Consider the following 21152-nt stretch of genomic DNA (forward strand, 5'->3'; position numbering starts at 1 on the left):
CGAGACTGTTATCTAATCGAGGTAGATAAGGTTAATAGGAAGTTATTTACAGACTTATTAGAAATTTATTTTATATGAAAGAAGTAAGCCCACAATTCAATGAATTGGAAACAGCAATTCAAGTCAATAATCTCAGCTTTTTCTATGGCACGGTGAGAGCATTGGAAAGCATCAACATGAGTATTTTAAAAAATCATGTGACTGCTATTATCGGGCCTTCCGGGTGCGGTAAATCTACTTTTATTAAAGCACTCAATCGGATTGGCGAACTAGAGGGGAAAGTTAGAACGGAAGGCGAAGTTCAGCTCTACGGTCAAAACATTTATCACCCCCAAGTCAACCTCAATCAATTACGCAGACAAGTGGGAATGGTATTCCAAAAGCCAAATCCTTTTCCCATGAGTATCTATGAAAATGTTGCTTATGGTGTCAAAATCGGTGAAGAAAAAGTTCAGCGAGGGGAACTAGACAATATTGTCGAATCTTCATTACAAGGTGCTGCAATCTGGAACGAAGTCAAAGATAAATTGCATAAATCGGCATTGGGGTTGTCGGGAGGACAACAGCAAAGATTGTGTATCGCACGCGCTCTAGCCGTTAAGCCCAAAGTATTGCTAATGGACGAACCTTGCTCCGCACTAGATCCGATCGCGACAGTAAAAATTGAAGACCTGATGCACAGTTTGCGTAACGATCTGACGATCGCGATCGTCACTCACAATATGCAGCAAGCAGCGCGGATTTCTGACTATACAGCCTTTTTTAGTACCGACGAAAGTCGGATCGGACGGATGGTAGAATTTGGCGAAACCAAGCAAATTTTCTCATCCCCAGTCGATCGTCGTACCAATGATTATGTATCGGGTCGATTTGGCTAATAATTAGGCTTTAGGCTTTAGGCTTTAGGCTTTAGGCTTTAGGCTTTAGGCTTTAGGCTTTAGCGGACAGGGACGACCTAGCGGTTTCCCTAGCGCCTAACTGCTAAACTACGTAAATATCCCCGACTTCTTGAAGAGGTCGGGGATATGATGTTAATGATATCTTCTCGATCGTCAACTATGCTCTTAGGTCAATGGCTGGGATTTTTGGCTTTAGCTTTGTCTTTATACATATTGTGGCAAATTCGTCAAGTACTTTTAATTGTTTTTGCAGCAATATTATTAGCCACAGCTCTCAATAAGCTAGCCCGAAAACTTCAGCATCAATTCAAGCTCAAACGTCCAGCAGGCGTCCTAATAGCGATCGGGATTTTTATTGCTGTATTAGTGGGCTTTTTTATTCTCATCGTCCCCCCATTTATCAGTCAATTCCAAGAGTTAACGACAACCCAGTTTCCCCAAATTCTCAAATCGGCGACGCAGTGGCGGACGATTCTCCAGTCTTACGTTCCGGCTGCGCTGGTGCCATACTTGCCAGATCCGAACGATCTCGATCGACAAGTGCAACCGCTGCTCAGATCTGTAGCCGGACAATCTTTGAGCCTATTTTCTAGCTCGCTGGCGGTAATTCTCAATCTGTTATTTCTGATCGTGCTGACGCTGATGCTTTTGGCGCAACCCATGGCTTATCGTCAAGCATTTGTGGTGTTATTTCCCAGTTTTTATCGCCAGCGGATCGACGGCGTTTTATCTGAGTGCGAAGTATCATTGGGCAAATGGTTTGGCGGAGCACTATTGAGTATGATTGTAGTGGCCGTCTTCAGTACGCTCGGTTTAGTTGGATTGGGAATTCCCCTAGCATTAGCACAGGGGATTCTAGCTGGACTACTCAATTTTATTCCTAATGTCGGGCCGACTATGAGTGTTGTCTTGCCGATGTCGATCGCTTTACTTGACGAACCATGGAAAGCAGTAGCGATCTTGATTATTTATCTTCTAATTCAACAATTTGAAAGTAACTTGCTCACGCCATATATTATGGCGCAGCAGGTATCGCTACTCCCAGCCCTGACGCTGATCGCGCAAGTCTTTTTTACGACCTTTTTTGGCTTCTTAGGGTTATTGTTAGCCATCCCCTTGACTGTCGTTGCCAAAATTTGGATTAATGCCGTGTTGATTGAGGATATTCTCGATCGCTGGCAAGCCCCACTCAGCCGGAGAAGTCGAGCCAGAGATCGTGACAAACTAGCGGATTCATATCCGGATCCGCAGCTAGAAACCGAAATCGTGATGACAACCGAGGAATCTAGCGATCGCTGCAATAGCGATCCTAACCGATCGGATCGATAATCCCACCACCGAGAACGATATCCTCGTCATACCAGACAGCCGCTTGACCGGGAGTAATCCCAAATTGGGGTTCGTCAAATACCAATTTGACCTTACCGTTATCTAACGGAATTACACTGACAGGAACGGCTTCGGAACGGTAGCGGACTTGAACTTGAGCGCGGATCGGCGCGCTCGGCTGCGGGATCGACACCCAGTTAACGCGATCGACAGTACATTCCCCGCCGTGGGTTTCCTCGCGCGAACCGACGACCACCCGATTTTTGCTCGCATCTAAAGCGACGACATAGAGCGGTTCTGGTGCGGCAATCCCGATCCCGCGACGTTGGCCGATCGTATAGTGGTGGATGCCCAAATGTTGGCCTAAGACAGCTCCTTGAGTATTGACGATTTCGCCAGGACGCTCGTTGAGATACTTATCGAGGAAGGTTTTCATCGAACCGTGTTTTTCGACCAGACACAAATCCTGACTTTCGGGTTTGTCAGCGGTGGATAAATTCAAACCAGCGGCAATTTCCCGCGTTTGAGTTTTGAGGGTATCTCCTAACGGAAAAATGGTCGCCGCGAGAATATCTTGCTCTAGATCGTAGAGAAAATAAGTCTGATCTTTCGATCGATCGATTGCACGTCGCAACTGGTACCGTTGCAAAGTCTCATCATAGGTAATCCGAGCATAATGCCCAGTGGCGATATAGTCGGCTCCTAACTCAGCTTTGGCGTATTTTACCATCGGGCCAAATTTGACCGCCTTGTTGCACTGCGAACAGGGCAATGGCGTGATCCCAGCTTCGTAGCCAGCCACCAAATAATCGATAATATATTGCTCGAATGTATCGCGACTATCGACGATCTTGTGCTCGATGCCCAACTGTTCGCAAATTTTCGCCGCATCTACCATTCCTTCCGAGCAGCATTGACCCTTCCCGCGCATCAACCATAGGGTCAGACCGATAACATCATCACCTCGCTCGCAGAGAATGGCCGCAGCCACCGAACTATCGACTCCACCAGAGAGTCCCACAACAACTTTTTTCGTAGATGGCAACATCAGATTTTTGCTATAACTTGCCCATTTCTACGTTAACACTTCCGATCGCCTTTGAGTGCGATTGGATAGGGAATAGGGAATAGGGAATAGGGAATAGGGGATAGGCACAACGTAGACGTTCTCGTGACACCAAATTTCTAACGCCTAAACAGTAAATTGGGTTGTGTCGTTAATCTCGATCGATCGAGTGGGCATAATAAGCGAAGATCGTTGCGTTAGTCGAGCTAGCCTCGATCGAGATCTTCACTCAGATTGGGTGGGATCGGTTGGGGAACATCAAATTCCGCCTAGACGTCGTCGATCGGGTATCAGTTTGACAACCCGCACGGACTGCTCGACCTGCAACTCTATAGCCAATCCGACATCCAGCTATCTAGTTGAGTCCATATCGACATATTTGTCTAAATCTCTGACTCAAACCTCATCCGAGCGACATGTTTAGGACTAGAATCTGTTAGAGGTAAGATAAAACACTGAGGATAAAACCGATCCCTTAGCTCTAAACTAGGTTATCCACTATTTAATTTAGATTGCAAATAATATACAAATTCTTTATGAAAACTGCTAGTTTGCGGACTTATCTATACAAAAGTGTAATCGTTGGTTTAGTGCCAGTGCTGGCGATCGTCAATCTCCAGTCGGGTACCCTAGCAGCTCCAACGAAAGATAGTAAGTCAAAGACTCCAGCTAAAACGCTGACCGCCAAGATCGGCGGATCTGCTCCCGCCAAAAAGTCCGTCAAAGCCAAACCGCCAGCACAAAGAGTCGTCGCTCCTCAAAATAATAGTTTTGCAGACTCCTATACCCTCGGCTCTGGAGATAGATTGCGAATCGATATCTTCAACGTTCCTGAATATAGTGGTGAGTTTTTCGTTTTGGGCGACGGTACGGTCAATCTGCCCGTGGTGGGTTCGATTCCCGTGCAAGGATTGACAGTCCAAAGAGCGTCTTCATTATTAACAGCTTATTTCTCTCGCTACGTCAAACGCCCGATCGTTACAATTAGCGTCTTGGCTCCACGTCCCGTCCAATTTGCGATCGCAGGTGAAGTCACCCGTTCTGGTTCCTATACCATCCCGTTTACAGCAGACAATCGTAAGTTCCCAACCATTAGCCAAGCGATCCAATTAGCTGGCGGTACGACTCAAACTGCTAACTTACGTCAAGTCCAAGTCCGCCGCGCGGCGACAGGCCGAATCATATCGGTGAATATCTTTGACGTTCTGCAACGAGGCAATACATCTCAAGATATTACCTTGCGCGATGGCGATACTATTTTCATCGCTCGGGCTGAAGGCGTCAATGCTGCCGATCGACTCAGACTAGCAGGTTCTAACCTCGCCAATCAAGATGCTACTGTAAAAGTTGCCATCCTCGGGGAAGTTGGCAAGCCAGGTACCTATACGCTCAAAGGTGATAGCGGCGGTGCCGGACGCGTCACCCCACCGACGCTCACCGAAGCCATCAAAATCGCTGGTGGTAGTACCGCCTCAGCCGATCTGAGTCGGATCCGAGTCCGCCGCAATACGCGGACGGGTACAGGTCAAGTCGTACCGATTAACTTACTCAATTTGCTCAAAGCTGGCGACTTCGGTCAAGATATCATCCTCCAAGATGGGGACACCATCCTGCTACCGACCGCAACTGAAATCAATACTGTCAATAGCAATTTAGTATCGGCATCGAACCTCGGCCCACAAGCAATCAGTCCGCCAAAAGTAGTTGTCGTGGGTGAAGTCAATCGTCCGGGTACTTATACCGTCACGGGAGCTGGTAACACCACTAATAACAATACCCAGCTCACCGGAACTGTCGCTCTTCCTACGGTTACCAGTGCTATTCAAGCCGCAGCCGGAATTAAACCCACTGCTGACATTCGCCAAATTCAGTTAATTCGGACTACCCGAACTGGCGAACAACGGATCGCGCTCAACCTCTTCAAGCTCCTTCAGCAAGGCGATACCAGCCAGGACATCATCATCCAAGAAGGCGATCGCATTTTCATTCCGGTCGCTCAAAATTCGACGGCACAGGATGTCGAGCTAGTCTCATCTTCAACGCTTTCGCCAGCTACGATCCGCGTTAATGTCATCGGTGAAGCTGGTATTTCTGGCGGTCCTCGTGAAGTACCTCCCAATACGACACTCAATCAAGCGATCCTACTGGCAGGGGGCTTCCAAAACGTTCGAGCCAACAAAAGTGAGGTTGACTTTATCCGTCTCAATCCCAACGGGACTGTGACCAAACGGTTGATCAAACTCAATTTCGCCCGAGGTATCGATCCGGAAACTAACCCGCGTTTGCAAAACAACGATACGATCGTCATCGGACGTAACAATCTCACGCGGATTGGGGATGGTTTCAGCACGATTCTGACACCATTTAATGGTCTGCTGAATATCCTCAGATTCTAAAGAAATTAATGGTCTGCTCGATCTTTTGGGTGGTAGATAGTTCGGATAATTGAGATCGAGCAAATCGCCGTTCGTAATTAGTAGGGGAGAGTAGTTAGACACTGAAACTAACTACCCTCCCCTTTCGACTAGCTACTCATGTAGCGATCGACGATAATAGAGATCCGGTTATCGATCGATCTGCTTAACTTGCTATGAACACGACTAATTTGCGCGATCTGTACCAACAGGTCATTCTCGAACACTATAAAAAGCCCAAGCATCGAGGCAAAACTAATCCTGTCGATCGGTATCAGAAAGGGCACAATCCATCTTGTGGCGATACGATCGAACTGACATTGCAACTAGATCCTAATGGCGATCGCGTTACCGATATTAAATTTGAAGGCGAAGGCTGTGCGATCGCACTAGCTTCGGTCGATCTGATGGCTGGAGCCTTGGTGGGTAAAACGATCGATGAAGCTTTAGACGCCATCGGCACTTTTCAACAGATGATGAAAGGGGAAGGAGAATTTCCCAAAGAGCAACGCAAACTCAACGTCATGAAAGGTGTGGCTCAATTTCCCGTCCGTATTAAATGCGCCAATCTCGGCTGGCATACGCTCAAAGCCGCACTCCAAATGACTGGAGAAGCCAAGCTTGCTGATTTTGTTAGCAACGAAGCAGAATTATAGGATTGCGGATTGTGGATTGTGGATTGTGGATTTTGGACGCAAGCATCCTTAAATATCCACTATCAACTATTGACTATCAACTATTGACTATCAACTATCAACTATCAACTATCAACTATCAACTATCAACTAATTAGATGATTTCAACTGCTGACTTTTTCAAATACTGTCAATGGTCGGGAATCGCCACGCTTGCTTTAGCAGTGCTGACGATCCTGGCTTTAGTCTTAAAATGGGGCTTCAAATTTCGACTCGTCGGTGCGACTGGATTTATGGGCGTGCTCACTGCTGGTTTATTTGCCCTCAGCTTAGTCCCGATCGTGCATACGAGCGTCCCTGGTGCGCTGCATTATTCCTTGATTTATGATAATGGCAGCGATCGTGCGACTATTGCGGTCAAAACTCCCATTAGCGAAGCTGGACTAGATGCGACATTACGTCAAGCCGCAGGTGATTTGTATTCTTATGGACGATCTGGCGCGATCGATCGCCAGCTCAAAGTGCGTGCGCGGACGGTCGTTCATCCGCGTCCAGGCGTTTCCGAACCGCTAGTATTAGGAGAAGTCACGCGCTCTCTTGGTGGCGGCGAAGATGGCCAATTAGACGTCCGGATCGATCGAGCTAATCTGACGAAAGTAGCTTCAACCAAAACTTAGCCTCAAGCGAACCTGCCAAATTCTATTTATTAGTTAGCGATGTCCGATAACTGGGAATAATATGGGAAGTTGTGACGATGGAAATTGTTCCCATCACCGTTCGGATCGCCGCTACCGTGAGGATTCGATAGCTAGATGAGGGACTCGCTCGATAAGCTGGATGCTAGCAGTGCTTTTTTCTAAAAGGCTTTGCGAAACCAAACCGAACGATCTCTGGGATAAATTTCCCGACACAACCCCCAATTCATAATGATGTTCCCAAATAACTTTAGTTACGGGAAATATTTTTAGATCGTATCGTTTGACTCAAACTTAGATAAAAGCTGGTTAACTTCATGAGGATTAATGACCCAAATTTACTTCAACAAGTCGTTAACTACCTAGATAGACATCAAGAGGCAGTGCGGATCAAAAAGATGCTGTATTGTTTGTGTACAAGTAGGTGGGAAAAGGATATCGATTATTTGAATTCGATTAATTTTCAGTATTTAATCGAACAATTAATTAGAGAGAATACTACGCTAGAGCGATTCAGAGTCTTATTACAAAATCTAATTAAAACAGTAAATAAACCCAAGCAATATATTGATATTGCTAAAGTAATCTATCTATCGATCGGGCAACTATATCCTGAATTTCGGCAGGAACATGGCGGTAGACCGCAGCAGACGCCACCGCCAGCCACACCCATACCGCAAGCAGAACCCGACTCATCGCCGAACGCAGTGCCATCGGCCATCCAGCGAGCTTACGCACCAGAATCAACCCAGGCAGCCAGCCAGCCCGGTGGCGTCCCCTCTGCACTGGAGCGGGCTTATGCACCCATGCCTACTCAAGCCTTTACCAGCCAAGTGGTTCCTTCTGCGCTACAGCGCGCCTATGCGCCATTACCCACTCAACAATTTGAAGCCCAAACCCCAATCGACGATGATGTAGACGAATCTGCTTACGAAACTTATTACGATCCAGAGTTGTCTGAAGATGGTCAATTTGGGAACGATCCATCGTCATCACAGTACGAAGAAGCTGGGGAAGCTGAGTCTTTTAGCTTGCGTCAAAACGTCATGAGCTATACCAATCCACTGCGAGCAAAAATAATTTTGCTGGTGATGCTACGGCCTAATTTTAATTTTGGCAGCCAATCAGTGGCTCAGATGCGCGAACACCAGCTTGACGATTTGCTATTGGAAGTATTGAAAACATACCCGACAATGGCTCAACTCGAAGAAAGCATGACTTATGCAGTGGAGCAACTAGTCGAACTAGAAGAGTATGGCAAGGCAGCCAATGGTTTACTGCAATCGCTGGTACCTCTGTATACAGTTAAATCGCGATCGTAGCAGAAGGCAGCGATTCTAAGCTGTGCCTTTGTCTCCCGACGGTTAAGCGCGACCACCGCTTAGGCGGCGCGCTTTTCTTCGAGGCAGAGGGCTGCGATTCTACGCCGAGCCGTTGTTTCCCGACGGGTTTTTGATAATCGATCGTTCTAATTAAGCTACGCTAGTAAGCGTTAACTGTTTTGTCAGGCGATACTCTGACATCAAAGCGATATCGATCGCTTGCGAGCAAGATCTCTCGCAGGCAATTGGCTGCTATGCAAGGAGAAAATATTAATTATGGTTAGAACTGCATCGACGATGCTACCTTTGGGCGTGAGTGCGCCAGACTTCAATCTCACCGATGTTGTGAGTCAGAAGCCCATTTCGCTAGCGACATTTGCTGGCAAACCAGCATTGTTAGTAATGTTTATCTCCGTTCACTGTCCGTTTGTCAAACACGTTCAAACCCAGCTCGCCCAAATCGGCAAGGATTATGCCAAGCAAGGTTTGGCCGTAGTCGCGATCGGCTCTAATGATATCGAGAAATATCCCGATGATGCGCCCGAACATCTGCAAGCTTTAGCGCACTCTGAAGGGTTTAATTTCCCCGTCTGCGCCGATCTCGATCAAGCGGTGGCGAAAGCTTATACGGCAGCTTGTACGCCTGATTTCTTCTTGTTCGACGGCGAACGACACCTGGCTTATCGCGGTCAATTAGACGATAGTCGTCCTTCTAATGGCAAACCAGTTACAGGACAGGATTTGCGTCAAGCGATCGAGTTACTCTTAGCAGGTAAAGAGGTAGATCCCAATCAACGCCCGAGTATCGGTTGTAATATCAAGTGGATCCCCGGTAACGAACCCGAATATTTTACAGGTGTTAGAGCTGAAGACTGAGTTAGTAGGTAATTTTAGGCATTGCTGAATTAGGGCATAAATTGTCCTCAAAATAAAGGGAGGGGCAATCGATCGATTGCCCCTCCCTTTATTTTAGGGGAGTGCCACAGAGCGTAAATCTTCCTTAAATCCCCAACGTCAATTTTGGATAGTTATGTTACTATTTGTGGACTCAGTAGATCGATCGACACGTTCGGATGGAGTTTAATTAACAAATGATTTTAATCTACGCTATTTTAGCTTGGTGTCTGGTATTGAGCACCTGCTGGCTGTTTGTTAGTCAATGCCAAATCGGCTTTGGCAATGTCAAACGACTACACCAAGTTCCTTGTTACAAATGTAAATATTTTACAAATAGTCGTTATTTAAAATGTACTGTCAATCCATATTTTGCTTGCTCGGAAGCAGCGATCGATTGTCATGATTATCAACCGCACAGATCTGTAAATTTATAGTACTATTTGGCGATCGGGCAACGATCTCTATTTCGGACATATCCCCAACTTCTTAAAGTCGGGGATAGCTCGGCTATGTGTGATGATGTTCCAATCGCACGCGCTCGTGCGATGTCGATCGAGTGTAATTAGTCGATCGCGATCGTCGTGGGTGTGGCGGGTGCGGCTCCAGAATTATTATTAATGTTTGGTACATGCGGCTTACGGAAATCCGCATAGAGTTTATCGCGCCAAGTGAAAAACAGATCGTAGTCGGGATTGTCTGCAAAACCAGGGACGCCTTTGCCCTTAAGATTGAAAGGAATATCTAGATAAGGGCCTTCAGGAATTTTCAGGACTAGACTCAATCCGGCTACCGTCAAGTCTGCCAGAGTAGGGGTATCCCCCGTCAAATACGCACCAGAATTTTGTGACAGCAGCATACAGATCGATTCTAGACTGCGGTGCATTTCGGCTTTGCTAGCTTTAATCGCGTCTGGTGTTAAGCCCAACCCCAGTCCCAGTATATCGATCGCTTCTTTGGGGATCGAGCCGACTAGATTTTTGAGGACATCGGGGGTACCTGTTGGTAATATAGAAGTACGTAGGTTGCTATTTTTCAAGCCTTCTAATAAAATCGATCGTCCTTCACCACCGATCGAGCGATCTGCCCATTGCTCTAAGAGCAAGCAATTTGCTTTTTGTTGGGGATTAGTTGGGATAATCGGGCGATCTGGATAAGTTTTGTCTAGATAGAGGGCAATAGCGGTAGAGTCAGCAATGACCGTGTTTCCGTCTTTGAGCACGGGCACTTGTCGTTGCCCAGAGAGCCGGAATAATTCTAGTTGACCCATTCCCGGTACGACTTCGATTTTGCGGTATGCTAACCCTTTATAGTCAAGAATTAATCTAACTTTTTCCGAAAATTGCGATAATTCAAATTGATATAGTTCCAGCATGTCTTTTATGTTCGAGCGGAATTGACAACAGTACTACCACTTATCCTAGAACATCAACAGTGAAATACATGTCTATAAATTTACGGTTTTCACTCCGATCTTATCTATAATGTCTAAGCTCACACCACCCGATTCCGCCAAGCAAACGCCCACCGAACGAGTAGCATCTGCCAAATGGCAATACTGGATTGCAAGGGTGGTACCGATGTTGTTCGTAACATCACTGACGATCGTCATTCCGAGAATGTTGACTCAGCCTTGGGGCAAAGCTGAGTATGCAGCCATCCAAGAGCAGAAATTACAGCAGCGATTGCGAGCGATCTCGGTCAAGGTGTTGGCAAATAGCGAAACTATCGGTTCGGGAGTACTGCTAAAGCGACAGCAACAAGTCTATACTGTGGTCACCAATGCCCATGTCATTCAAGCGGCTTCCTCGCCGTTCCAAATTCAAACTCCCGATGGGCAAGTCTATGCTGCCACACTACTACCGCCACCTTTGGGACAAAATCGCGATCTAAGCGTGCTCCGGTTTCAAAGTGCAAAGGGTAATTATCCGATCGCGACTTTAGCTAGTAGTAGTCCCAAAGTTGGCGATCGGATCTGGTCGGCAGGGTTTCCACTTACTGGATCGGAATCCGCTGAGGTGGCGAGTACCAAAGCTAAGGCTCCTTGGGGGCTAGAGATAGTTGATGGTACAATTACTCAAGTTTTGCCGATTGCCATTACTGGTGGCTATGGAATTGGCTTCGATCGCGCGATTAAAAAAGGCATGAGTGGTGGCCCCGCGATCGATCGTTCGGGAGAATTAGTCGGCATCAATGGCCTTCATTCCAATCCCCTCTGGGACATTCCCGAAACACTCGAAAATGGTTCGACAGTCAGCGAGGCACTTCAAGAGCAGATTGATAATTCTAGCTGGGCGATTCCGATCGAGTTTGTCAAAGATTATGCTAGTTTGTAGAATAGTGAATCGTGGATAGTGAATCGTGAATATTATCTAATTTGGGTTGTGGATGCGCGTAACCCCTTCGGATTGGCTGTGCCAACGTCGGCTTTGCCGACGGTTTATGCAGACAAGACAGCGAAACTTTGCAGAGTCACGAAAACCAGCACCAACGTTGTACCGACTATTCACTATTCACTAAAATTCTAGTAGCTTTATTTTGACCCAAGATCTAATTCTATAAACTAAACCCCGATCGAAACAAATATCGATCGGGGTTTGGGTTGGAAGTGGAGCTGGGCAGAGTCGAACTGCCGTCCGCCCTGGGTATTAACTTTCCGCTCGTTCACAGGTATAGTCTATCTAATCCTCTAGACGGGAGTGACCTATTATCCCAGGTCGCAGGATGCTCTGGTGGTTCTTAGCTGTCTAATCTACCAGAGACGATTAGATAGAGCATCCGTTGAGGGTTATTTATAGTATTTAACGGAGTCATACTATAAATGCTCGGACTTAGAAATTAATCTTAAGTGTTTTTAGGCAGCTACAGGAGCGGCTTTACGAGCGAAAGGTACAATGTTGTTTGCATTTGTATTTAGTTGAGCCGATATTAACGAGAGTAGACTCCCTCTCGACCTGTATCACAGTGCAGCTTTCGCCAACACGTCGAAACCTTTACAGCCCCAAGTTCTTTTATTATATAGTAATTTTGGGGATTTGGGGACGGGAGTTGGGAGTTGGGAGTTCGTAGTTTGGAGATATATTCGATCGTTGGTTACTGTAAATTCCACAAGTTAGCTCGCTCAGGTACCTATGACTTTACTTTTTGACTTTATATTTCCCATCTCTTATCTCCCAACTCCCAACTCCCCACTCCCCACTCCCCACTCATGAAACTTCTCTGCATTAGCAACGGACATGGTGAAGATGCGATCGCATTACCTGTGCTCCAAGAGTTGCAAAAATTAAGTCCGGCTACAGAAATAGTTGCTTTACCGATCGTGGGTGTGGGCAAGGCTTATAGTAGTAACGGTTTTTCGATTGCCAGTAAAGTCCAGGTGATGCCATCGGGGGGATTTCTCAATCAGGATAATCGTCAATTGGTGCGAGATCTTCAGGGGGGATTGGTAGGATTGACGATCGATCAAATTCGGACTGCTCGTCGTTGGGCGCAAGCTGGGGGTAAAATTCTGGCAGTTGGCGATATCGTGCCGCTGTTATTTGCGTGGTTGAGTGGGGCAGAATATGCGTTTATCGGTACGGCCAAATCCGAGTATTATATTCGCGATCGACAAGGACGAGTTTTACCTTCGCAGCGCAACTCGATCGAAGTCAAAACTGGCTCGTATTACTTGCCCTGGGAACGGTGGTTATTGAGTCGCAGTAGATGTAAAGCCGTGTTTGCGCGCGATAAACTCACTGCCGAGATCTTGCGACAATGGCAGATTCCCACTTTCGATCTGGGCAATCCCATGACGGATGGAGTGGCAAATGTCAGCGCACCAGTATTTTATCGATCTCAATCGGCGCAAGTCGAATTAGCTCGTCCGCTGATGATTACCTTGCTTCCCGGTTCGCGTCCGCCAGAAGCTTATGCCAATTGGCGGTGCATTTTAATGGCTGTAAATAGCCTGATTTTGGCCTTTAAGCAGCGAGAAATTGTTTGTTTGGCTGCAATTGTCCCGACGCTAGATCTGGAGATTTTAGGGGGCAATCTGTGTGAGTTGGGATGGGAGCGAGCGAGCGCGCCCGATCGAGATTTAACTAATTCGATCGTCGATCCGAGTACGATTTATTATCGTCGCGATAATGTGACGATCGCCATTAGCACTCAAGCTTACGTTCAGTTTATGCAGCAAGGTGACTGCGCGATCGCGATGGCGGGAACGGCGACGGAGCAATTTATTAGTTTGGGAAAACCAGCTTTTATTATTCCTGGTGTTGGCCCTCAGTTTACGCCTGCTTTTGCCGAAGCACAAACTCGCTTGTTGGGTGAGTCGGTAATTTTAGTTTCGCAGCCGGAGGATATGGGGGTGGAGATCCAGCAATTATTACAGCAGCCCGATCGCTTGCAATCGATCGCGCATAATGGTTTATTACGCATGGGTACTCCTGGTGCGGCACTACGAATTGCCGAACGTTTTATTGAAGTTATGAGTTAATTGGGCGGTCGATCTAAGCTACGATCTACATACGATCTTGACTTTGCGAACAAACTAAAACCCGTTGGCGTCGAGGAGATCGATTATTTTAGCGATCGAGTGAGTCTTTTGAAACAGCATTCTAACTATTGGCAACTTCTCCCTTTTTAATCAACGGTATATGTCCAACTTTTGCCTCAAGGTGGCGTTCCAATTCTTTGCCAAAACGCGATCGCGAGTCGTTCGTTTAACTCATCTAATAAGAGATCGTTAGCGAAATCTCGATCGAACTTAATGGAATAAAACTATTGGTAGTGATTTTGGCATCTGCACAAAGAATGTAATTAAGCTCGCCAGGGTGTTCGCTAATATCTATCCATAGCGATCGAGATAACATCTGAGCCAAGTCTGCAAATACCCAATTACCATCTGACTGATTTAAAATTATCGGTAACATGAGCTTTGTTCGGTTGGTAAGTTATCGGAACAGTCGGAATTTAACGATGAGATTTAGAAAAAAGTACAGCCACATCAATCCACATATCCCTGCAAATCCTAATAAAGCTAAAGACCATACTGGCTGAGTCGCTGTTAATAAGATTGCACCGATCGCGCTAAATCCAGTTAGGCTAAAAGATACGAGATTATAAATAATTAGATAAAGTCTTTGGATCGATCGATCTGCTGCTTGCGATTGGAATGAGAGTTCGAGTTCGCGTTGTGCTAGTTGTTCTTCCAAGCTGCGAATTAAGAGTTTGTTAGCACTAGGTTGAGTAAGTTTATTTCTGAGATAGCTAACTGCTTGTCTGCCAAATTTAGTAATAATATTACCGCTTTCGGTAACTGCTACGCTTTTGATAAAAGGTTGCGCAGCAGCAACTAAATTATATTCTGGATCTAATGTCCGGGCGATGCCGTCGAGAGTGGATAAAGCTTTGAGAATAAAGCTCATTTCTGGCGACATTTTAAATGGTTGTTGGATGAAAAGTGCCGTGATTTCACTTTTAATGCGCTCGAATTCGCGCACATCTACTGGTCGCTCGGTAAAGCGTTCGAGTAGAAATCCGATTACCCGTTTAATCGGACGCATATCTTCGACGCGTTCGATCAATCCTAGCTCGATTAAATTATTAGTAACTGCATTTTCATCTTTCTTCATTACCGCCCAAAAAGTCTCGATCGTCCGATCGGTAGAGATCTCTTTTAACTCTACCATCATGCCAAAATCGTAGACGACTAATTTACCATCAGCCGCGATCGCCATATTTCCTGGATGCGGATCGGCTTGAAAAAATCCATCTACTAATAATTGTTGGAGGTAGCAACAGATTCCTAGTTGGTTGATTTTTTTGGGATCGAAACCACAGGCTTCTAATGTGGCGCGATCGTCAATTTTAATTCCAGGTAAATAACTCATCGTCAATACCTGAGCCGTCGTGTACTTCCAGTAAATTTCTGGAGCAGTTATGGAATTATTTTCTCTAAAATTAATCCGAAATCGATCGGCATTTTGGCCTTCTTGGGTATAATCGATTTCTTGAAATAAAAGTGTAAAAAATTCTTGATAAATCGCTCGCAGTTCTGCCGATCGCTTTTTGGGTAACACGAGTTCTACCCACCATAATAAGCGATCGATGACCTGAAAATCTAATTCAAATAGTCGCCGCAATCCCGGACGTTGTACCTTAATTACAACATCCGTACCTGTGCGCAGTTTGGCACGATGTACTTGTCCCAAACTCGCTGCCGCTAACGGAATCGGATCGAAATAACCGAATAATGTTTCGATTGCTGCACCTAATTCGGTTTCAATAATTTCGACTGCTGCATCAACGCTAAAAGCCGGGACGCGATCTTGTAATTGACTCAGAGCTTCGGTATAAATCGGTGGAAAAAAGTCAACTCTAGTCGATAAAGATTGACCGATCTTAATAAAAGTTGGCCCCAATCCGATCGCGGTAGTAACTAATTTTTGAGCGCGCCGACGATGATATCGTTCGTTTTTAGTCGGGAAGATAACATCTCGCAACAGCGATAGTCCCAAACCGATCGCTGCTGTAAAAATATCGAATTGTCTGGCTAGCGGTGAATATTTGGCTCTTTGCCAGCGAAACTGCGCCGAAGAAGAAGAGTGAATCTGACGGGTAGGGGCTACCGATTGAGATAAAACGGGTAGTTGGCGTCGCGATCCAAGTCTCCGCATAGTAACTTGCTTCCTCAAGCTAGTGACGATCGAGTACGGTGGGAATGGCGATCGTGAAACTTGTTTTGGCTACCGATTGCTGCACTAAGCTACTGGTCACACTAATCGTACCTTGAATGTGCTCGACCATCGATTTGACCAACGATAAGCCCAAACCCGTCCCGGCGATCGCTTGTTGAGTAATACCAGCTCCGCGTCGAAATCTATCGAATAAATTCGGGAGATCGTCATCGGAGATCGGCTTGCTCAAATTGGCAATCTGAAATATTATCTGCTCTGGCTCGACCGTTAGCAAGACTTCCACCATTGTATTGGGAAGGGCAAACTTCCCGGCATTGATTAATAATTCCTCTAAAATATGCTTGAAACTGTCGGCATCGGTTTCGATCTGGGGCGATACTTGCGGTAAATACAATGCCAATTCTAATGATTTGCTATCATCCCATCGATCGGCAACCAGCGTCGCCTGCTCGGAGATAAATTGATTGAGCGAGATCCGTTGGGGGCGATATTCTACCTGTCGGGTTTCAAATTGTTGGAATTTGAGCAGATCGTTAACCAGTTTGATTTCGCGCTGACATTGCTCGTCGAGAATATCTAGATACTGTTCGCGACGCGCCGGATCGACATCGACTTGGCGCAGCATTTTGATCGCCAAAGACATGCTCGTCAGCGGCGTTCGTAACTCATGACCGATCGTACTGATAAACTCGTCTTTGAGTTCGTTGGCTTGACGTAATTTTTCCATGCGTTTGCGACCGACATCGTGTAACTTGGCTTGAAGTTGCAGACTGGTTTGAACTTGGGAGGTGCGATTAGCGACAGCGTTACGGGCTTGCTTGAGAGCTTTGCGGTGAATTCTGGCCAGCGCGATTTGATAAATCTGGCACTGAAGCAGATTTAATTCGACGGGATGCCAAGGGCGAGCACGATTGGTTTGGAGTACCAACCAGCCCCAGACGGGTTGTTTGGGCTGTCGATCGCCACTAGTGGCACCCATTAAGGGAATCATTACCATACTCGGCAATCGATCGGCTTGAAAAATCAGTCGATCGGTTGGCGTACCCAGATCGTTACCATCAAAAATGGTGGGATTGGGCGCATTGGCTAAAGCTGTTTTGCAAAAGTGCGACTGCTCTAGCAAAAAAGATGATGGTAAAGGCTGACTCAGAGAATTGCCTTTGCGGTTATCGATCGTCGTGACGATCTGAATCTGAGTTATATTTTTGGTAGCTTCAGACGATGCTGGTGCTGAGGCGATCGCCGTAGCTGGCTCGGCAAGCGGGCGATCCCATTCGGAGATTTCTAATGAGTCATCGGCTAAATGGGCGGCGATCGAGGGTTCGCTCTGGGCGACTGGCTGTTTGGACGGCTCGCTAGCTTTGAGTGTCAATACTAGTCCGCGATTTAGCTTCAAGCCCTCGACCATATCGGCAACAGCAAGCTCAAATAGTTTGTCGATCTGCTGATTTTCGACAACTGCTTGAGTTAGGCGATAATGCAATTGAGGATAAATCTGGGAAATATCGGCTTGTACCTGAAGATCGCGTTCGAGCAAACCGACACCAATAAAATCAGCAACCACCTGGAGGACTAATTTGGCTTCTTCGTACCACTCCACTCCTTTTGTTGCCAATACCAAGCCGCCAATTACCTGCCCTTGCGCGCGGATATCGATGACCATTACCTGATAATCAGGCAGTAGTGGCATCCGCCACAGCACTGGTGTCGGTGCCGCAGGCAGCGGATGGTTGGGCAATTGAGCCGAAATAGAGTTAGCACGATGGCTGACGCAAGCACTAGCAGCTACCCGAAATACCCCTGGCGACAGGTATTGTAAGATCCAACAGCCATCTGCTGCAAAGTTAGTAGCTACAGAGCGAGCTAAAAGAGCTAACACTTCTGTTCGATCTTCGGTAGCAGCAAGAGGCTGAACGATCTGAAGAATGCGTTGTCCGAAATAATCAATTTCGCGGGAATCCTGCATGAGTAATCGATGCGCCAGCGGCGACGCTACGCGAACGGGTGAGCGGATGTAGACACTAAACCTACCCATTTATTGTGCCACACTGTTTGATTTACAGATAATGGTCTAAGTAAGGAATATATCTATATATACTAAGTATGCCCAGAGATGAAGGCATTGTTAGTTATTTGAAGTTGAGATTTTGAAATCTATTACAGATCGGCTTGTCGGAGGGTTTTGACCCATTTGAGCCGTTTGGGTAAAATGGCCATCCGCGCGATCGCCAAGGGCATCACGACTAGCCAGTGTAGAATAAATAGCGATCCGATCGCTGTTTGTGCGAATAATCGGCCCATGCTAACGGCGCGCTTTTCGGTATCTGCTCCCAGATCTTCAGCTTGCCGATAACTCCGCCGCAATCCTACCCAAATTCCCCACAACGGCAGTGCAACGCCTAATGAAGCTGTCATGGGTAACAACAGGGGTGGATGCTTGAGCCAAAAGGCCATCAGAAAGTCGGGAATCCCCGCAGGTGGGAGTAAATATTGAATCGATAGGAACGAAAGCAGATCGAGCGTTTTTTTAGTACCCATCCGATTGCTAGCGATCGGTTCCCAATAGTCGAGATAACGTTGGAAGCCGCCCTCTGCCCAACGGTTGCGTTGATGCCACAAGGCTTTGACGGTAGTTACCCCTTCTTCTCCAACAGATGGGTAGGGCATCAAGGCAATGTCCCATCCCGTTAAGTGCAATCGAATCGTCAAATCCAAATCGTCGGTAATTGTTTGTTCGTTCCACCCCTCGCAATCAGTAAGAGCTGAACGACGGACGAATTGACCGTTACCGCGTAGTTCGCCGATGCCCCCACCGCCAGTTCGTTGTTGCTGGAGATAGGCGTCTAGAGCCATTTCTGCCCGCTGTCCCCGCGTGAGAAAATTAGTCTCGCTATTGGTAATTGCCTTGCGCAGTTGGATCGCGCCAACTGTTTCATTCTGAAAATAAGCTAAAACTCGATGCAAAAAGTCGGGATTTACTGTCGCATCGGCATCGAAGACGCCGATAATTTCGCCCTGCATCAGCGATAGTACCTGATTGAGCGCGCCGGATTTACCGCCAGAATCTCGATCGGTGCGATGTAGGACTTGCAGTTGAGGATATTTTCGGGCCAAATCGTCTAAGATTTCTGGAGTCCGATCGGTACTATTATCATCGATCGCCCAAACTTCATAACGATCGGCTGGATAGTCCAAACTACAGAGATTTTCGACCACATTGGCGATTACTGCGGCCTCATTCTTGGCCGCAATTGCCATTGAAATGAATGGATATGTCTGCGGTGGTGTTAATACTGGCGGTGGAGCTACTTTGGTTGCCACCAATCTTAACGCCCGCCAGCAAAAGACACTAGAGATACCCCAGGCAATCAGATATCCCCAACTAATTAGATGTAATGCGGCAACGCCCAGCCACAAACCCCCCAAGATCGTTGCCGCTTTGAGTCGTCGATAGCCCATCCCCACAGACCACTCGATGGTTGGTTCGATGGGATTTTCAATTGTTAGCGGCAAGCTGCGATCGGCCATGTTGAGGGGGTGAAGAGGTAGTAAATAGTAGTTAACAAATAGTAGCAAGGTAGACTACGCTTTGCATGAGATGATTCTCATTCGCTCATTTACACATCTTAACCTGACTGGGCCGGACAGGGAATAGTAAATCTGGATACTATTTGTTACTTTCAGCTTGACGGGTTTTACCTAGCTATTCATCCGCTACCGAATCGGGATCTAATTCCCACCGATCGCGATCGCGCTGTTCGATCGTTTCCTCGATCGCGATTGGGGTATCATCATCGAAAGTAATGCCCGCCGCTGCTGCCAACTCTTCAGTATCATTTTGACTGGGCATGGCAGTGGTGCCGCCAACTGCTTCATCGCCATTTACCTCATCTCGATAAGCATCGTCGTCATCCAGCTCTCGATCTGTTAATGAGTCCAATTGTGGATCTTTCATATTACTCTTTCCTGACAGTTAAACTGCCAATAGCCAATCCGATCGCTTTTAGCATATCGGAATCGCTCGCTAAAGTTATCTGCCTTTGGGCAGAACCAAATAATCCCTATTCCCGATTAACTGTGCTGTTAGTGAAGCCGTTGAAGAATTGGTATAACCCCCAACTCCCAACTCCCAACCCCATTACACCAATCCTAGTTCCCGTTTGAGTAAATTGATAGATTTAACACCGATATAGCTTTCGCTTTCGACGACTTGGGGAATGCGGATTAAATCGTCACCAGCAGCCTCGATCGCTTCATGAACGATATTTAGACTGGCTTTGTCGCTAATGATGGTGTGAGCGCGACGGATGGTGGCATTGAGCTTATAATTGTCCTTGGTTTGACAAGCCATTACTAATAGATCTTCGCCGCGCATACTGTGTACCATCATCTCGGCAACGGCGAGAATGCCCCCACTGAGGCTGACGATCCCGACATAACTATTTGTAGGCAGAGTTTTAATTAAAGCTAGTTCTTTTTCGTAGTCTTGGAGATCGACGGGAATCACGCGGATCGATCGAGGTGCGACTACTTCGCTAGCGGCTAATTTGGATTCGACACTACCGATATGATAGCGACTGGTAACGACTGTCGCTGCACGAGATTGGGCTAGCTGGGCTTCGAGTTTATCCAATGTCACTAACTGAACGGGAATACCTAACGATTGTTGTAACTCTTGGAGCATCAATTCTCCAGCCCCAGCATCGTTTCTGGGCACTGTCACGAATACCCTGGCACTACATCGCCACCGCCAATCAATTTCGGTCAAAAATAATTCCCGCGCCTGGTTGAGCGAATAACCTTGGGCGAGTAAGGTATTGAGACTTTGGGAGACTAAATCGAGAGCTGATAGACGCGGATCGATCTGCGAATCGACTACCAGATGATTGCTTTCATGTCCTAAAGATCGGACATATATCCCCGAACCAGGAACGGATTCGACTAAGCCAGTATGTTCGAGTTGACTGTATACTTTACCGATCGTGTTACGGTGCAATCCCGTCTGCATCGCTAATTGGCGCGTACTCGGCAATCTATGTCCGGGCGAAAATTGGCGAGAGGCGATCGCAAACAACATTTGATCGTAGAGTTGTTTAGATACGGGAATTTCACTATCGGTTTGAATATGGAATTGCATCGGTAAATCGGTTGACAGTTGGTAGTTGCAGCTTGCACCGCTAGAGAAAACTCTAGCTAGCAAGACAGTTGCCATAAA

18 protein-coding genes and 1 other RNA gene are annotated in these 21152 nt (G+C 46.7%); 10 read left to right on the top strand and 9 right to left on the bottom strand.

Annotation, left to right across the window (positions count from 1 at the left end; all coding sequences use genetic code 11):
• Positions 1-74: 74 nt before the first annotated feature.
• Both pstB and C7B77_RS01285 read left to right on the top strand, forming a co-directional pair.
• The gene (gene pstB, locus C7B77_RS01280; protein ID WP_106299548.1) at positions 75-878 is read left to right on the top strand and encodes a phosphate ABC transporter ATP-binding protein PstB; all 804 of its coding nucleotides are present in this window, start codon (positions 75-77) and stop codon (positions 876-878) included.
• A gap of 180 nt (positions 879-1058) precedes the next feature.
• Complete coding sequence (locus tag C7B77_RS01285; protein ID WP_106299550.1) at positions 1059-2228, top strand: AI-2E family transporter; 1170 nt, start codon at positions 1059-1061, stop codon at positions 2226-2228.
• On the opposite strand, the gene mnmA is transcribed toward C7B77_RS01285, so the two are convergent.
• The gene (gene mnmA, locus C7B77_RS01290) at positions 2209-3276 is read right to left on the bottom strand and encodes a tRNA 2-thiouridine(34) synthase MnmA (protein WP_106299552.1); all 1068 of its coding nucleotides are present in this window, start codon (positions 3274-3276) and stop codon (positions 2209-2211) included. The genes C7B77_RS01285 and mnmA overlap by 20 nt on opposite strands.
• Before the next feature lie 554 nt (positions 3277-3830).
• Between mnmA and C7B77_RS01295 the strand changes: the two genes are divergently transcribed.
• The 6 genes from C7B77_RS01295 to C7B77_RS01325 all read left to right on the top strand — a co-directional run bounded on the left by C7B77_RS01295 (position 3831) and on the right by C7B77_RS01325 (position 9691).
• Entirely contained in the window at positions 3831-5690 is a 1860-nt protein-coding gene (locus C7B77_RS01295; protein ID WP_106299554.1) for a polysaccharide biosynthesis/export family protein, read from the top strand.
• 194 nt (positions 5691-5884) lie between these two features.
• Positions 5885-6364, top strand: coding sequence for a Fe-S cluster assembly sulfur transfer protein SufU (sufU, locus tag C7B77_RS01300; protein ID WP_106299556.1), 480 nt, complete (start codon positions 5885-5887; stop codon positions 6362-6364).
• 137 nt (positions 6365-6501) lie between these two features.
• On the top strand, positions 6502-7020 hold the full coding sequence (locus C7B77_RS01310; protein WP_106299558.1) for a Ycf51 family protein: 519 nt from the start codon (positions 6502-6504) through the stop codon (positions 7018-7020).
• Between the two features lie 464 nt (positions 7021-7484).
• Positions 7485-8360: a hypothetical protein gene (locus tag C7B77_RS01315; RefSeq protein WP_146138136.1), complete on the top strand. Its 876-nt coding sequence runs from the start codon at positions 7485-7487 to the stop codon at positions 8358-8360.
• A gap of 276 nt (positions 8361-8636) precedes the next feature.
• Entirely contained in the window at positions 8637-9236 is a 600-nt protein-coding gene (locus tag C7B77_RS01320; RefSeq protein WP_106299562.1) for a thioredoxin family protein, read from the top strand.
• Positions 9237-9451: 215 nt separating this feature from the next.
• Positions 9452-9691: a hypothetical protein gene (locus tag C7B77_RS01325; protein ID WP_106299564.1), complete on the top strand. Its 240-nt coding sequence runs from the start codon at positions 9452-9454 to the stop codon at positions 9689-9691.
• A gap of 128 nt (positions 9692-9819) precedes the next feature.
• On the opposite strand, the gene C7B77_RS01330 is transcribed toward C7B77_RS01325, so the two are convergent.
• Positions 9820-10629, bottom strand: a complete 810-nt coding sequence (locus C7B77_RS01330) for a glutathione S-transferase (protein WP_106299566.1) — start codon at positions 10627-10629, stop codon at positions 9820-9822.
• Positions 10630-10738: 109 nt separating this feature from the next.
• On the opposite strand from C7B77_RS01330, the gene C7B77_RS01335 reads away from it, so the two are divergent.
• Positions 10739-11590, top strand: coding sequence for a S1 family peptidase (locus C7B77_RS01335; RefSeq protein ID WP_106299568.1), 852 nt, complete (start codon positions 10739-10741; stop codon positions 11588-11590).
• Positions 11591-11860: 270 nt separating this feature from the next.
• On the opposite strand, the gene ssrA is transcribed toward C7B77_RS01335, so the two are convergent.
• Positions 11861-12257, bottom strand: a transfer-messenger RNA (tmRNA) gene (gene ssrA / locus C7B77_RS01340).
• Between the two features lie 205 nt (positions 12258-12462).
• Between ssrA and C7B77_RS01345 the strand changes: the two genes are divergently transcribed.
• Positions 12463-13734 carry a lipid-A-disaccharide synthase-related protein gene (locus tag C7B77_RS01345; RefSeq protein ID WP_106299570.1) on the top strand — a complete coding sequence of 424 codons (1272 nt, stop codon included), beginning with the start codon at positions 12463-12465 and terminating at the stop codon, positions 13732-13734.
• 235 nt (positions 13735-13969) lie between these two features.
• Here C7B77_RS01345 and C7B77_RS01350 read toward each other — a convergent pair whose 3' ends face one another.
• From C7B77_RS01350 to C7B77_RS01375, 6 genes are all read right to left on the bottom strand, one after another.
• Positions 13970-14170 carry a hypothetical protein gene (locus C7B77_RS01350; RefSeq protein WP_106299572.1) on the bottom strand — a complete coding sequence of 67 codons (201 nt, stop codon included), beginning with the start codon at positions 14168-14170 and terminating at the stop codon, positions 13970-13972.
• A gap of 21 nt (positions 14171-14191) precedes the next feature.
• Positions 14192-15916 (bottom strand): ABC1 kinase family protein, encoded by a 1725-nt coding sequence (locus C7B77_RS01355; protein ID WP_106299574.1) that lies wholly within the window; start codon positions 15914-15916, stop codon positions 14192-14194.
• Positions 15917-15935: 19 nt separating this feature from the next.
• On the bottom strand, positions 15936-17972 hold the full coding sequence (locus tag C7B77_RS01360; RefSeq protein ID WP_106299576.1) for a GAF domain-containing sensor histidine kinase: 2037 nt from the start codon (positions 17970-17972) through the stop codon (positions 15936-15938).
• Positions 17973-18094: 122 nt separating this feature from the next.
• Positions 18095-19465, bottom strand: coding sequence for a glycosyltransferase family 2 protein (locus C7B77_RS01365; protein ID WP_106299578.1), 1371 nt, complete (start codon positions 19463-19465; stop codon positions 18095-18097).
• A 175-nt stretch (positions 19466-19640) separates the two neighbouring features.
• Positions 19641-19892 (bottom strand): DUF6335 family protein, encoded by a 252-nt coding sequence (locus tag C7B77_RS01370; RefSeq protein WP_106299580.1) that lies wholly within the window; start codon positions 19890-19892, stop codon positions 19641-19643.
• Between the two features lie 183 nt (positions 19893-20075).
• Positions 20076-21074 carry a GntR family transcriptional regulator gene (locus C7B77_RS01375; protein ID WP_106299582.1) on the bottom strand — a complete coding sequence of 333 codons (999 nt, stop codon included), beginning with the start codon at positions 21072-21074 and terminating at the stop codon, positions 20076-20078.
• Positions 21075-21152: the final 78 nt, after the last annotated feature.

The organism is Chamaesiphon polymorphus CCALA 037, from assembly GCF_003003845.1.
GTDB lineage: Bacteria > Cyanobacteriota > Cyanobacteriia > Cyanobacteriales > Chamaesiphonaceae > Chamaesiphon > Chamaesiphon polymorphus.